This window comes from Streptomyces sp. NPDC059679 (assembly GCF_042734105.1).
Taxonomy (GTDB): Bacteria; Actinomycetota; Actinomycetes; order Streptomycetales; family Streptomycetaceae; genus Streptomyces.
In genome coordinates this window covers 79,072-92,064 of the sequence record NZ_JBHWES010000051.1, presented here as the reverse complement: position 1 = coordinate 92,064, position 12,993 = coordinate 79,072, and the positions used below count along the sequence as shown (strand labels likewise).

Sequence of the window (12,993 nt, the reverse complement as noted above, 5' to 3'; positions counted from 1 at the left end):
CCCGGCCAGTACCACGACCCCGAAAGCGGCCTCCACTACAACCACCACCGCTACTACGACCCCACCACCGCCCGCTACCTCACCCCCGACCCCCTCGGCCTCACCCCAGCCCCCAACCCCGCCGCCTACGTCCCCAACCCCCACCTCTGGATCGACCCGCTGGGGCTCTCCCCTTACGACGATTACGACATCGACTTCTATGCGCCGGATGCCGACGATACGGGAAAGTTCGCATCGTACTGGCACATGTACGGCCGTCCGGACAACGAAACGGTGTTCACCGGTCACGGCGGCATACGAGCAGGTGATGGAACCCCGGTCACCGTCCCCGAAGGCACGAGCGTCGCCATGTACGGCGAGCACGGCAAGGACATCTCCCACTACCAAGGCACCCTCATCGAAACAGGCAACCCCAAGCCCTTGGAGCTCTACAAGCCTGGAGAGCAGCTGCCGGACTATTCGCTGTTCCCGCCCAATGGGTTGGACGTCAGCGGCAGGACGGTGCGCCACGAAGTCCGCCTTTCCCAACTGCTGCTGCCGAACATGGGCCGCGTACACTGGTCCGCTTGCCGCTCGATCATGAAAGCCGACACTCCACTGCTATGACCCACTACGCGGACCTGTCCCCCTACGCATACACAGCAGGATCAGTCCCCAAGGGAGTCGAGGCGGTCAGCGTCGGGTGGCTGGAGCCGGGCGAGGCGTTCTCCCGGGGTGCGGTGCCTGAGGAATTCGTCCAGGCCCTCGCGCTGCTGTGCCGGGACGACCGCCATATGGTGATGCGCGGGTGGCACCACTGCGGCCTCCCTCACCCGCCTGGAGAAGACGAGTACCCGGCGGTCATCCACGTCGGGCAGGACCGGGTGTCCCTCGGCAGTGCCGAGGTGCGGGTGGTGGGCCGCGACGGCAGGTGGCTGATCGCGCCCAATCTCGTACACCACTACATCACCGCGCACTCCTATCTCCCGCCGGAGGAGTTCATCGAGGCGGTCATGGCACGGAGGACGGCCGCGCCGCGGGCATGACCCGGCGGCGCGGCCGCTCCCGGAATCGCTCAGCAGCCTCAGCAGGCTCAGCAGCGCGTGGGCTTGGTCCAGGAACACTCCAGGTCCGCGGCCCCGGCCCGCTTGGGTACGGCGCTCGGCCGGACAGCGGTCGTCCGGTCCGCCCCGGACTTCGCGAGCGTCACCACGATCGCGTCCTCCAGGCTCTTCACGGACGGTGCGAGGAAGTTGTTGAGGACGACGCTGTAGGCCAGCTCCCTGCCGTCCGCGTCGGTGACATACCCCGAGAGCGCGGAGGCGCCGGTCAGCGAGCCCGTCTTGCCGCGCGCGTTGCGGGCCGCCGGGGTGCCGCACATCCGTGAGCGCAGGGTGCCGCCCACGAACCGGTCCGGGTCGCAGGCCACCGGCAGCGAGGCGTACCAGTCGGCGTACCAGGGCTCATCGCGGACCGACAGCAGCAGTTCGGTCAGCCGCCCGGCCGCGATGTTGTCCATCCGGGACAGCCCGGAGCCGTCGACCTGGCGCACCGAGCCGGTGTCCACGCCCCGCTTCTTCAGCCAGTCGGCGGCAGCCGAGAGGCCAGCGCTCCAGGTGCCGCGGCCGGCCGTCTCGTAGCCGATGGTCTTGGTGAGCACTTCGGCATGGATGTTGTTGGACAGCTTCATGAACGGGATCAGGAGCTTTTTGAGCGGCATCGACTCATGCGAGGCGAGCGGCCGTGCGTCCGGCGGGGTGGCCCGGCCGAGCCGGGTGGCCCCGGTGACGTGGACGCCGTGGCGGGCCAGCGCGTCGGCGAACACCGAGGTGGCGTAGCCGGTGGGCTCCCAGACGCTGACCCACTCCTTGGCCGGGCTGCTTCCCGCGGGGAGGGCGCCGCTGACAGTGATGGTGTTGGAGCCGTGCTGCCGCTCGACGGAGAGGGTGGAGCCGCTGCCGGTGGCGCCGGTGGTGGCGCGGTTGTCGATGCGGATGTAGTCCGTCTTGGGGGTGAGCGTGACCTTCGGCTTCTCCCCCGGCGCCGCGCCGGGGGCGGTCTCGACGATGATGCTGCCCGCGTCGTAGTCGGTGTCGGGGGCGAGGGTCAGCGGGGAGATCTGGGCCGCGTAGTAGGAGGACTCGTCGTCGGCGGCCCAGGAGCGGCCGACGCGCTGGGTGTCGAACCGGGTGTCGTCGGCGATCAGCCGTCCGGTGACCCGGGTGATCCCCGACTCGGCGAGCTGCGCGGCGAGCCGTTCGTAGTCCGCGGCGAGCATCGTCGGGTCGCCGGTGCCGCGCAGATACAGATCGCCCCGCAGCACCCGCCCCTGGCGGCTGCCGTCGGTGAGCACGTCGGTGCGGTAGGTGTAGTCGGGGCCGAGCAGCCCCATGGCGGCGGCCGAGGTGAACAGTTTGGTGTTGGAGGCGGGCATCAGCCGGTCGTCGGGGTGGTGTTCGTAGAGGACGGCGCCGGAGTCGGCGTCGGCGACCACCACCCCCGCCGCGCCGCCCTTCAGCAGCGGGTCGGCGAGGAGGGTGTCGAGGGCCGTGCCGAGGCCGGTGCGGGAGGTGTCCGCACCGGCCGGTGAACTCCAGCTGAGGGTGGCGACGAGGCCGATGACGAGGGGCCACATCCAGGCGCGCGTACGGCGTTTCACGCGATCCGCAGGTCTACTCATGCCACCGGAGGATCCCGTACGGCGGCCCGCGGCGACAGAGCGCGGTGCGCGGAACTCCCGGGCCGGCGCGAGTAGCCCACCTTCCGGGCCGCGTACGGGCTGCCGCCCAAGGACTACCGGCGCCGCGTCGCGGGCGGGGTCGCGTGGTCCGGGCCGTCGGCCGCCCCGCTGCCCAGCAGAAAGGCTCCCACCGGGATCTCGGTGTGCGCGGCGAGGCCGAAGGCGCGTACCGGGGTCTCGCTGTCCCCGCCGCCCACCGCACAGCCCGACAGGCCCATCGCGGTGGTGACGAGGGAGAGGGTCTGGAGCAGGACGCCGGTGTTCTTGAGGGTCAGCGCGTACGAATGCGCCGCGTACTTCCACGACAGCCGCTTGATACGGGACACCAGTGTGAGGTGCACATCGGGCGGGGGCGCGGCGCCGGTGGCGGCCGACGCCTCGCGCAGCACGTCGTCGACGGCTCCGGGGGCGCCGGGCAGGGCGGTCAGGGCGTGGCCCAGGGGGTCGTAGTGGTACAGGCCACGGTCCAGCCCGTGGCAGCGGTGGACGGCCGCGTACAGCTCCAGTTCGTAGGCGGATCCGGCGCTCGGGTAGGGGCGGCTGGTGACCGCGTACGGTCGGTCGTCCTCGGGGCGGGCGGCCAGCACGGTACGCACCCGGGCGGCCCGATACAGCAGCTCTCCCAACTGATCGCGGGTCAGGGGCCGTTCGCCGTACGTACGCCGGGAGGTCCGCGATTCGAGTACGTCGGTGAAGGTGCGGTCCTCACGGGCCGCCCTGTCCAGGTCCGGGCGGTGGAGCGGGATCGTGCGTCCCGTGGGGGGCCGGGTGACGGGCGGAGGCGGTGGTTCGGTGTCGCGCAGCGGGAAGACCGGCCCGTACACGCGGTCGCGCGGGCCGGCCCGGGCGCCGTCGTAGGCGAGCAGTTCGTGGAAGCTCCAGCCGGGCGGGAGGTGGGCGGTCTCGGCGTGCCTTGCATCCTTGATCGGGTGCAGGAAGCCGGTCGAGTGCAGGAGGGTCAGGAGCGCGGTCAGGGCGCCCTCGGGCAGTTCGTGGCAGTGGCGGTCCAGCTCCGCGCGGGAGGCGGGGCGGGCGAGAAGCGCGAGCGGCGTGGCGGCGCTGGGGTCCTCGACGCGGACCCGGAAGCGTGACCGTGGGGACTCCAGTGCGAGTTGGCCGTCGACCGGCCGCAGATGGGCGGCGCGGTCCAGGGTGAGCGGGGTGTCGGGCACGGGTCCCGGGCGCGGTGCGGCGTCGGGGGCGAGTGGTACGGCGGTCGCCAGGGGGCGGGAGCCGTGGGTGGCATGCCGTTGGAGGGTGTGCCCGAGCCGGTCCAGGCAGTGGTGGAACAGGGCGAGTTGGGGTTCCGGCGGCAGCCCGCAGCTCCGCGCCGTGGCATTGATACGGTCCGCCACCTCGTCGACGGCCATGGGGCCCGCCGCGAGGGTGTGCAGCGCCTCGGCCAGGGGCGGGGTGTACGGGCCGAGCGGCGTACGGCCCCAGCGGTGGCGGACGGTCAGCAGGCCCTGGTCGTCGTGGAGGGCGGTGCCGGGGTGCAGGGAGAGAAGCAGCGGTGGGCTCATGGCCGGTGGGCCCCGCTGCCCGCGGTGTGCAGATCGGCCGCCGCGCGTGCCGCGAAGTGGCGCAGCAGCGCTTCCTGCGGTCCGTACAGCCCGAGTCGATTGCACATCAGATGGGCGCAGCGGTTGGCGGTGAGTGCGGCGCGCGGGCTGGGGAGGCCGAGCAGCGACGGATCGTCGCGCAGCGCGCCCAGGTCGGGCGTGAACTCGCCCTTGTTCTCCAGGGCTTCGAGCGAGGCATACAGCCGCGAGACGCTGAGGCGCCATGCCGCGATGGGCCCCGTGGGACCGTCGGAGCGGGGCCGCGGTTCGGGGGCGAGAAGGTGTCCGGCCCGGCGTACGAGGGCTCCCCGGCCGCTCTCGTAGGCGCGGTCGAACGCCTCGGTGTCATACGCGGGCCCGAGCATACGGCGCCACGCCTCGGCGCCCGTGCGCAACGCGTCGAGCCGTCGGCGTGGGTCGGGCTCCACCACGGCCCAGGTCAGCAGGGACACCGCGAAGCCTGCCGAAAGCCGCTCGGCGGGTCCGGGGCGCCTGGCGAGGATGGCTTCGGCGCAGCGGCTGGCCTCCATGAAGTGCCGTTCCACCGCCGCGAGTGAGGCGCCGGTGCCGTAGCGGCCGTGTTCGGGCAGATAGTCGCGCACCTCCGCGCGGTCGTGCAGCCCGCGCCATGGCTCGTAGCCGGGCAGCCCTTCGCGGGTGGCGGCCTCGGTGGCGAAGCGCAGATAGGCAGCCTCGTCGACGGAGCGCGGCGAGGGGTGGTCGCCCAGCCAGGCGTTCCACCGGTCGACGAGCTCGGTGGCGATGTCCTGGGAGCCGTTGTGCATGGATTGCACGGGTTGTACGGGTTGTGCGGGTTCGCCGGTGAGGACACGTACTCGCAGATGAGGACCGCCCTCCCAGTAGCGCAGAAAGAAGTGGCCGTGGATACGGCCGGCCTGGGCGAGGCCGGTCAGGGCGGGGGCCACGGCGTCCAGCAGGAGCGTGTCGAGGTCGCCCTGGTGGAAGAGGTGCACGGCCACCCACCGCCCGGGCTGGGTCGGCGGATCAGACGGCCGGCTCATGGAAGTCTCCCGGGAGTTCGATGACGAATTCGCTCGTGTACGGGGTGTCGCCGTCGGGCGCGGCCGGGTCCGGCAGTGCCTCCTCGATGTGGACGACGGTGTCCGGGTCGCCGAGGGAGCGGGTGAAGGCGGTGGTCAGGAGGGGTGAGGCGAAGTCGATGTACGCGGGTTTGTAGCCCTTGTCGGTGAAGGCGTCCGCGCCGTGGCTCCCGGGTGCGCGGGTGCGTACGAAGCAGGAAGCGGGAAGGCCCAGTTCACGGCGCCAGGCCAGCAGCCTCAGAAAGTGTTCGTGGTCGCGCTCGCCGGGCGTACGGCGGGGCACCGACCCGGCCCGGGTGAGCCAGGAGCGGCGGCGCAGCACCACGCGCCCGGCCTCGATCCGGGGCAGGCTCACCGCACCCCGGTCCGGCACATCGTCGGCGAACGGCCCGGGCAGCAGCGGGTGTCCGGTGCGGAAGAGCGTATGCGGGTCGCCGAAGAGGCGCAGCAGGGTCGCCAGCGGCGGTGGCAGCAGCAGCGGGCTCATCAGCCCTAGGTGGACGGGCACCAGATCGGCGTCGCAGCGTGGTGAGCGGAGTGCGGGCAGCCCGGTGGCCCGGTCGAGGCGCACGGTCACCTCGCCGAGCGGAACGCGCCCGGGGCCGCTCCGGGCGCCACGGGTGAACGGGTGGTCGAAGGCGTGGGGCAGGGTGGGGTGCCGGAGGTTGGTGTTCGAGGCGTACAGACCGCCGATGTCCACGGGGATGCGGCTCTGGCCCGTAGCGGGGGCCGGGGGCATGGGCGGCGGCACGGGACCGTCGGTGGCGCGGGCCCGCATCCGGTCCAGACGGCCCTGCCAGTGGCCATGGCCGACGGTGATGGAGTTGAGCACGGCGCGCGGCCGTCCGTCCGGACCGGGCAGCGGCTGGATGTAGTGGGCGAGGCTGAGTGGCGGGCGGGGTGCGGTGACGTCGGTGGGCGGTTCACCGGCTCGCAGGGCCTGGAGGACGGTGGCGCGATGGCCGGCCAGGCGCCGGAGTGCGGGCAGCGGACTGTCCCGCAGCAGCGTGTCGTCGACGCCGAAGCCGGGCCGCAGCAGGGCCCGGACGTGCTCGGCTGCGGGCGATGGGTCCTCCTGCAGTTCGTGCAGGACGAGCAGCAGCGGCACCTGGGGGTGCGGGCCGTGCCGTTCGGCGAGCCATGCGGCCGCGGCGTACCGGGCGGGCAGATCGCGGTCGAGGACGGCCAGGGCCCGCCCGGCCGAGGCGAGATCGGCGAGCAACGGCCGCCAGGGTCCGTGGCCGAGGGTGACGGCCCTGCCGTCGAGCACGGAGTCCTCGTGGACGGGGCGGCGTTCGTACGGCTCGCCGGGGGCCGGGAGGCGCAGGGCGCGTTCCACGGCGCAAAGCCGGTCGCGGGCCGCGCGGGCCCGGTGGCGGCGCTCGGCGTGGTCGGCAGGGCGGGGGCGGCGTGGCAGTGCGGAGCGCAGGGCGGTCAGTGCACTGAGTGTGTCCTGGAGCGCGGCGCGGCTGTTATCGGTGAGCCAGGCGATGAGCGCGTCGAGGTGGCAGGGCTCCAGATCGTCAAGGGGAAGGTCCTGCTGGACAATTCCGGCCGCCACAAAGCGCTGGACTGCGGGCCCCGCGTCGGCCGCCGTGGCTCCGTCGAGGTTGCTCAAGGTGTCCAGAAGTTGCGGAGTCCGGTCCACGGCCGGGAAGGCGGTGATGCGGGCCCCGGGGCCGGGGGCGATGAGGCGGAGGGTTCCGTCGGCGACGGTCAGCGCCGGGTTGAGGCGCAGCGGCAGGGTGTCCCGCAGGGCCGGATGGGCGCGCAGCAGCCCATCGGCGATTCGGCGCAGCCGGGCGAGGTTGAGTTCGGCGGTCGTGGCGCGCCGCTCCAGGTCTCCGGTGTGCAGCCAGGGGCCGTCGGCGGTCCAGCGGGCTTGGCCGGTGGCGGTGAACGTGCCCTGCGGGCTGGTCTTCACGGCCGCCCGGGACAGATAACGGGCCAGGCTCACCAGGGCCTTGGTGCCGGGTGGCGGATGGCCCGGGGCGGCGATCCAGCGGTCCAGGACGTCGTCGAGCTCGGGCGTGGCGTGCAGCAGCCCCTGTCGGAAGCGAGGGTGTACGAGGGCTTCCCGCAAGGCGGCGAGTGAGCCGTGTGTCTCTTCCTGGAGTACGGCCGCCAGGGACTCGGCGTGTTCCCCGCACTGGGCGCGCCGGTCGAGCCAGCGCCGGATCCGGTCGGCGAGCGGACCGGGCAGCGCGGTCCGTACGGCCGCGTCCCATTCGGCGGCCCTCGGGGCGCGGCCCTGATGGACCGCCCGGCGCAATCCGATGACCCGGGGCTTGAGGGCGGGTTCGGGTAGTGCCCCGATGACCGGGTGCAGGGCGTCGGCGATACGGCGGCCCTCCTCGGCGACCTGTTCCCGCGCCTGAAGGATGTGCTCGGCGAGCTCGAAGCTCTTCGGCGTGTTCAGGACGGCCAGCGCGGAACGGGGCACCCCGGCGACGCGCACCACCGGGTCGGGCGGGGTGTTCATGGCAGCGCTCCAGAGGTGGCGAGGCGGACGTGGATACGGAGGCGGGGTTCGGGTCGCGCATGGCCGAGGGTGATGTGGCACGCCACGTCGTCCACGCCGGGGATCAGTCCAAGGAGCGCTGCCGCGGCCTGAGTCGGCGCGTCGTCGCACCACGCGGTGAGCCCCGCGGCTGACGCGGCGACCCGCACGCGCAGTGCTTCGACGGCACGCGGGGCCCCGTGCCCGCCGACGAGGTGCACGATGGCCGCGGCGCCGGCGAGAGCCGCGGCGGCGGGGTGTCCGCCACCGGTGAGGACATGGGCGTACGGCGCGGTGCGCCCGCGCCACACGGGTTCGAGCGGCCCCTGAGCGGTGTCCGCCCGGTACACACCGGGGTCCATACCGCCCACGGAGCGTACGGTCACACGGTAGGGCGGCCCGGGCGCCGCCTTGTGCAGCAGGGTCAGCAGATCGGAAGCGGTGAGTCGGCCGGGAGCCGCCGTGTAGACGGGAAGCCCGACGGGCAGGGCGGCCAGCGCGTCCTCCATGTCCCCGGAGGCGGAGGCGGTGGCGGAGGAGGCGTACAGAAGCAAGGTGTCCGGCCCGGCGGCATGGGCGCACAGGCCGCACGCGGCGGCGACGAGCCGTACGCATGCGGCCGTCTCCCCCGCGCCGTCGCCCAGGTGCAGCGCGAGCGCCCCGTCGTACGCCCGGGCATGGTCGATGCGCATGGGGACGAGCTGGTGTGCCACCGGATCGTACGCATAGCTTCCAGGCGTTACGGGGGTGTTGGCTCCGGCCGTCAGCGGGGTCCCGGCCATGTGTCCGAGCAGGCCGGGGCGTTCGCCGGGCCGCGCCTCGAAGGGGCCGATGCCGCGGGCGTGGCCGAGCACGGCGGCCCAGCGCGAGAGGGACACCGGGCGCGGGGTCCCGGTGTGACAGGTGCAGCGGCGGGCGGCCCACAGGGCGTGGTCGACCGTGCCCAGAGCCGGTGGCGGGGGCAGTTGGACGGCGCCGGGACGGTGGCCGGTCATGGGAAGGGGTGCGGGTCGGCGGACAGGTCACCGGCCAGCCGGGGCAGCCCTTCGGCGCGCCGCATGAGTGGCCCGTAGGTGACCGCGGCGGTGCCGGGGACGACGACCTTGGCCGCAGCCAGGTCCAGCGCGGCCACTTCGGCGGGCGTCTGGTCGACGGCGATCACATCGAGTCCGGTGTCCAGGTATCGGCTGATCAGGTCCCGTAGATCGTCGGTGAGGTCCTGGTGGTGTCGCGGCAGGTGCCGGCCGCGGTGCACCTCGGTGAACGTGCGGGGCGGCTTGCCGCCCCGCAGGAAGGCGAGCCGTGCGAACGCCTCGGGCGCGGCGGCGGCCAGGGCGTGGTCGGCGGGGTGCGCGATGAGCGAGGGGTCGAGCGCGAGCCGGCGGGCCCGTTCCCGTTCGGCCCGGTAGCGGGAGGTCAGCAGGGTCAGATGGGGCACGAGCTCCATCAGGGCGCGTACGGCGGCCTGTTCCGGGTCGGGGTGGGCGCCGGCCGCGACGGCCGCGCGGGGCGTGTCCGGCCGCTCGTCCTCGTCCACGGCGAGGGCCACGACGCAGGGGATCTGCTGTTCCTGGGTGGCGTCGAGGAGATGGACACGGTGACCGGTGAGCTGGGTGAGGTGTTCGACGAGGAGCGGTACGGCGCGGTCGCCGGCGCTGTCCGGGTCGATGGCGTCGAGCGGGGTACGCCGGTACCAGGTGGTGAAGAAGGCGTCCCGCTCGGCCACTTCGAGCAGCCCGTGCAGCTGGGCCTCCTCGAGGCAGCTGCCCAGCGCACAGCCGTTGGACACCTCGAAGACGAAGGCGCGGTCCCGCTGGGTGGCGGACAGGAAGTAGACGTAGGACTGCGGCAGCAGCACGGGCCGGGCCCGGCCGTACGACCAGCCCCACACCCACTCGGTCACCGCCGTCTCGTCGAAGCGGCGGAAGGGGAACCCGGGCAGGTCGTAGTGGCCGTCCGGGTGGAGCCCCAGCGTGCGCGGGTCGACGGCGTCCTCGCGCACCTCGGCGTACGCGGCCCGTACCGCGGCCCGCCGCGCCCGCGGCCGTACGCTCGCATACCGCTCGACGCCTTCCAGCAGCGCCGCCGCCTGCGCGGCGCCCCAGTCGTCGCCCGTGCCCAGGCCCGCCTCGAACTCGCCGCCACCGGGCAGCGTGAGCGGAGCCCGCGCGAGGGGCACCCCGGCGGACACCGCGCTCACCTCGCGCGTCAGCCCGGTCTCGGGGTCGGCGAGCGCGGTGCGCAGCCGGGTGGCGTCGGGGCGGCGCAGCCGCTGGCCCGGGCGGGGTTTGGGTCGGGGGCGGAGGGTCCGGGGCGCGGCCTGGGGGCCGTCGTCCGGCAGTCCGCCGCATTCGGGACAGCAGGGGTCGGGGAGGAAGCTGTGGCTGCTGACGTCAAGGGTGCGCAGGCCGACGACGGTCAGTTCCCGTGAGGAGATGCCGGGAGTGCCGGTGTCCTGTGCGGCCATGAGGCGCGTGGCGACGATTTGGGCCGTGACCTCGGCGGCCACCGTGGTGAGCAGCGGAGACCGCTCGGGCTCCGGCGGCTCCGGCGGCTCCGGCGGCTCCGGCGGCTCCGGCTCGGTGGCGTACCGCTCGCGCACCGCCCGTACCACCGGCCAGTCCTCGCGGGCGTGGGCGCGCCGCATGCGCAGACAGCGGTGGCAGCCGGGGGCGTCCGGACGGACCAGCGGGCCGATCAGGGCGCGAGCGCCCTCGGTCCACACGGGAAGCCAGGGAACGCCGGAGGCGAGGGCGCGGCGCCGGTGACGGTCGTGTGCCGTGTCGCTCTCCCATCCGTCGCTCACGGTCAGCAGGACGGCGTGTGTGCGTAAGTCCCGCCCCGAGGTCAGGCGCTCGGCGATGGCCTGGTGCAGCAAGCCGCCGTCACCGACCACGGCCGCCCGCACGTCAGCGGGCCTCATCGAGAACCACCCGGGCGACGAAGGGGATGAGGGTATGGAAGTCCGCGTCGTGGTCGAGCGGCACGGCGTACGCGGTGTATCCCGCAGCCGCCAGGCTCGTGGCGAGGTGGGCGATGTGCTCCCGGGGCCCGGAGCCGGGCAGTGAGACGGGTACGCGGTCGGCGAGGGGCCCCGGTGCGGCGAGGAGCGGCAGGGTCCCCGCGGCCGGCTCCGTTCCGCGTTGCCGGGCGAGCAGCAGGTCGCGCGCGGCCTCGGCGAGCGCTCCGGCCGCGGTGGCGGCGCAGCCCACCGAGACGAGCCGGTCCCCGGCCACCAGGCCGATGACCGGCGCCACCAGCCCACCGGAGAGATCCCGTACCTCGGGTACCGGGCCGAGCGTGCGCAACAGCCGCCAGTGGCGCACCGCTTCGGGCTCGGTCAGCAACCCTTCCGGCATCAGCGTGGCAGGCGACACGTCGGCCGCGCGTCGCCGGGCGAGCGAGCGTACGGCGTCGAAGAGGGCGGCCTCCACCGCGGCATCCCAGCTCTCGGCGCATGCGGTGCCCGCGCCCGCGGGGCGGCCGCCGCCCGGCTGTCCCTCCCCCGCCGGACGCGGCAGCACCAGCGGCGCGGTCAAGAAGCGCACTCCGCCGTCCGTCAGTCGTTCGGCGCGGAAGCGGACGGGGTCCGGAGCGGCTTGATCGGCCGGCTGGTGCGGTGGTACGTGCGCGGCGGCGGACAGCGCGTACGACGCCCCGGCGCGGCGCAGCGCCGCGGCCGTGGCGGTCCGTGGGTCCAGGGAGGCACCGACCACCACACCCGCGCCCGTCACAGCACATTGAGCGACGGTGAGCGGTATCTGGCTGCCGTACTCCGTGGTGGGCGGTGCGTACGGCCCCGCGACGTCGTCGGCGCAGTCGGCGAGCCGCGCGGTGAGCTGCTCGGGGTCGAGCGCGGGGGCTTCGCGCAGCTCTTTCATCCGGCCCTCGGCGGCGCACCCCGAGTCGTGGCGCAGAGGGGCGGGGAGCACGCGGTGGCGGTGCGTGGCGAGCGTGGCGAGGTCGACGCGGAGGATCCCGGGTACGGGGCCGGGGGCCGCGGCATCCACCACGTCGGCATCCACGTCGGCATCCACGTCGGCGTGCTCATCAGGGACCCCGGTGAGGAGGCGGAAGACGGCCAGGGCAAGCCGTCCGCCGACGAGGGCGGCGGCTGCCGCCGTCATGGGAGTGGGTCCGGCGTGGTCCGGGGCGGCGGTGTGCCGTATCCGATGCCGTACATCGGCCCAGGTGAGGCAGGGTGCGATGGGCGGGAGGAGCCAGCAGTCGCCGGACCGGCTCAGCGCGCGGAACAGCGGTACCCCGCCGCAGGCGCGTTCAACAGCCGCGACGCCCGGCCCCGCGTGGGCGGTGGTCGCGTCGCCCGCGTACACCACGGCGTCGGCGGTGTCGTACGGAGCGCCGGCCTCCGCGGTGAACACCTGACGCAGTCCGCAGGCGAGAAGGGCGTGCCGGGTGGCCGCGTACAGCGGACCGTCGCCGAACAGCAGCACGCGAGCGGCGCGATAGCGCTCGAAGCGGTGTTCCGGGGAGTCGAGCCAGTGCTCGATGTAGGCGATCTCGTGGCGGTGGCGGTGCAGTTCGGTGGCGGTGAGGCCGTGCGGCCGCGGCTCGGTGGCCTCCCGTAGGAAATCCCGCCGCTGGAGGGTGTCCAGCAGACGTGTGGCGACCGCCCGGTGTCCGTCGGGGAGTTGGGCGAGTGCGGCGTCCACGTCCTGGGTGCCGTCGAGGAGCGGCCACAGCCGCTCCAGCCACGCATACACACCGGCTCCCCGAAGAGCCAGCGCGCCGGACGGTCCGAGCACGGCGGCGCCGCTCTCGGTCGGCGCGTACCGCACCTGCCGCACCAGCTTCAGCCGACGGCCACCCATGACGGACCTCCCCTCCGAGGGGGCCGGCCCCGGTGGCACGGAAGGCACACCGCCGGGGCCGGCCGTTGTGTCACGACAGCGCGCAGGAACTGCTGGCGCTGTGGCAACAGGCGTACGCCCACGCCGAACCGGCGCCGCCGTTGTCCTCGGTCGTGTCCGACTCGACTACCTCGAACATCTCGTCACCGAGCTGTTCGAGGTCGAGGAGAGAGGTGTTCTCCATTTCCTCATTCCTTTCGATGGACTGCAAAGGACAATCGAATAGTTATCCCGCTCCAATGGCATCGGACACCCCTCTTACAGATTTCTTGCACGGAGC

Annotated in this window: 10 protein-coding genes; 2 read left to right on the top strand and 8 right to left on the bottom strand. The window is 73.6% G+C overall.

Annotation, left to right across the window (positions count from 1 at the left end):
- Together ACFV2X_RS38860 and ACFV2X_RS38855 are read left to right on the top strand one after the other, a co-directional pair.
- On the top strand, window positions 1–606 hold a 606-nt coding region (locus ACFV2X_RS38860; RefSeq protein ID WP_385625946.1), incomplete at its 5' end, for an RHS repeat-associated core domain-containing protein.
- Complete coding sequence (locus ACFV2X_RS38855) at window positions 603–1,025, top strand: hypothetical protein (RefSeq protein ID WP_385625944.1); 423 nt, start codon at window positions 603–605, stop codon at window positions 1,023–1,025. The genes ACFV2X_RS38860 and ACFV2X_RS38855, both read left to right, overlap by 4 nt.
- A gap of 47 nt (window positions 1,026–1,072) precedes the next feature.
- Here ACFV2X_RS38855 and dacB read toward each other — a convergent pair whose 3' ends face one another.
- From dacB to ACFV2X_RS38815, 8 genes are all read right to left on the bottom strand, one after another.
- Entirely contained in the window at window positions 1,073–2,659 is a 1,587-nt protein-coding gene (gene dacB, locus ACFV2X_RS38850; RefSeq protein WP_385625943.1) for a D-alanyl-D-alanine carboxypeptidase/D-alanyl-D-alanine-endopeptidase, read from the bottom strand.
- A 113-nt stretch (window positions 2,660–2,772) separates the two neighbouring features.
- Window positions 2,773–4,242, bottom strand: a complete 1,470-nt coding sequence (locus tag ACFV2X_RS38845; protein ID WP_385625942.1) for a SagB family peptide dehydrogenase — start codon at window positions 4,240–4,242, stop codon at window positions 2,773–2,775.
- Window positions 4,239–5,303, bottom strand: coding sequence for a lantibiotic dehydratase C-terminal domain-containing protein (locus ACFV2X_RS38840; RefSeq protein WP_385625940.1), 1,065 nt, complete (start codon window positions 5,301–5,303; stop codon window positions 4,239–4,241). The genes ACFV2X_RS38845 and ACFV2X_RS38840 overlap by 4 nt, the downstream gene beginning before the upstream one ends.
- On the bottom strand, window positions 5,287–7,824 hold the full coding sequence (locus ACFV2X_RS38835) for a lantibiotic dehydratase (RefSeq protein ID WP_385625939.1): 2,538 nt from the start codon (window positions 7,822–7,824) through the stop codon (window positions 5,287–5,289). Before ACFV2X_RS38835 ends, ACFV2X_RS38840 begins: the two co-directional genes overlap by 17 nt.
- The gene (locus ACFV2X_RS38830) at window positions 7,821–8,837 is read right to left on the bottom strand and encodes a hypothetical protein (protein WP_385625938.1); all 1,017 of its coding nucleotides are present in this window, start codon (window positions 8,835–8,837) and stop codon (window positions 7,821–7,823) included. The genes ACFV2X_RS38835 and ACFV2X_RS38830 overlap by 4 nt, the downstream gene beginning before the upstream one ends.
- Window positions 8,834–10,765 (bottom strand): TOMM precursor leader peptide-binding protein, encoded by a 1,932-nt coding sequence (locus tag ACFV2X_RS38825; protein WP_385625936.1) that lies wholly within the window; start codon window positions 10,763–10,765, stop codon window positions 8,834–8,836. The genes ACFV2X_RS38830 and ACFV2X_RS38825 overlap by 4 nt, the downstream gene beginning before the upstream one ends.
- Complete coding sequence (locus ACFV2X_RS38820; RefSeq protein WP_385625934.1) at window positions 10,752–12,674, bottom strand: group-specific protein; 1,923 nt, start codon at window positions 12,672–12,674, stop codon at window positions 10,752–10,754. The genes ACFV2X_RS38825 and ACFV2X_RS38820 overlap by 14 nt, the downstream gene beginning before the upstream one ends.
- A gap of 70 nt (window positions 12,675–12,744) precedes the next feature.
- Window positions 12,745–12,897 (bottom strand): hypothetical protein, encoded by a 153-nt coding sequence (locus tag ACFV2X_RS38815; protein WP_179285367.1) that lies wholly within the window; start codon window positions 12,895–12,897, stop codon window positions 12,745–12,747.
- Window positions 12,898–12,993 lie beyond the last annotated feature (96 nt).

What these genes read in the sequence shown, in the direction of transcription:
- ACFV2X_RS38855 (WP_385625944.1), top strand. Translation starts at nt 603, where the DNA reads ATGACCCACTACGCGGACCTGTCCCCCTACGCATACACAGCAGGATCA.
- dacB (WP_385625943.1), bottom strand. Translation starts at nt 2,659, where the DNA reads ATGAGTAGACCTGCGGATCGCGTGAAACGCCGTACGCGCGCCTGGATG.
- ACFV2X_RS38845 (WP_385625942.1), bottom strand. Translation starts at nt 4,242, where the DNA reads ATGAGCCCACCGCTGCTTCTCTCCCTGCACCCCGGCACCGCCCTCCAC.
- ACFV2X_RS38840 (WP_385625940.1), bottom strand. Translation starts at nt 5,303, where the DNA reads ATGAGCCGGCCGTCTGATCCGCCGACCCAGCCCGGGCGGTGGGTGGCC.
- ACFV2X_RS38835 (WP_385625939.1), bottom strand. Translation starts at nt 7,824, where the DNA reads ATGAACACCCCGCCCGACCCGGTGGTGCGCGTCGCCGGGGTGCCCCGT.
- ACFV2X_RS38830 (WP_385625938.1), bottom strand. Translation starts at nt 8,837, where the DNA reads ATGACCGGCCACCGTCCCGGCGCCGTCCAACTGCCCCCGCCACCGGCT.
- ACFV2X_RS38825 (WP_385625936.1), bottom strand. Translation starts at nt 10,765, where the DNA reads ATGAGGCCCGCTGACGTGCGGGCGGCCGTGGTCGGTGACGGCGGCTTG.
- ACFV2X_RS38820 (WP_385625934.1), bottom strand. Translation starts at nt 12,674, where the DNA reads ATGGGTGGCCGTCGGCTGAAGCTGGTGCGGCAGGTGCGGTACGCGCCG.
- ACFV2X_RS38815 (WP_179285367.1), bottom strand. Translation starts at nt 12,897, where the DNA reads ATGGAGAACACCTCTCTCCTCGACCTCGAACAGCTCGGTGACGAGATG.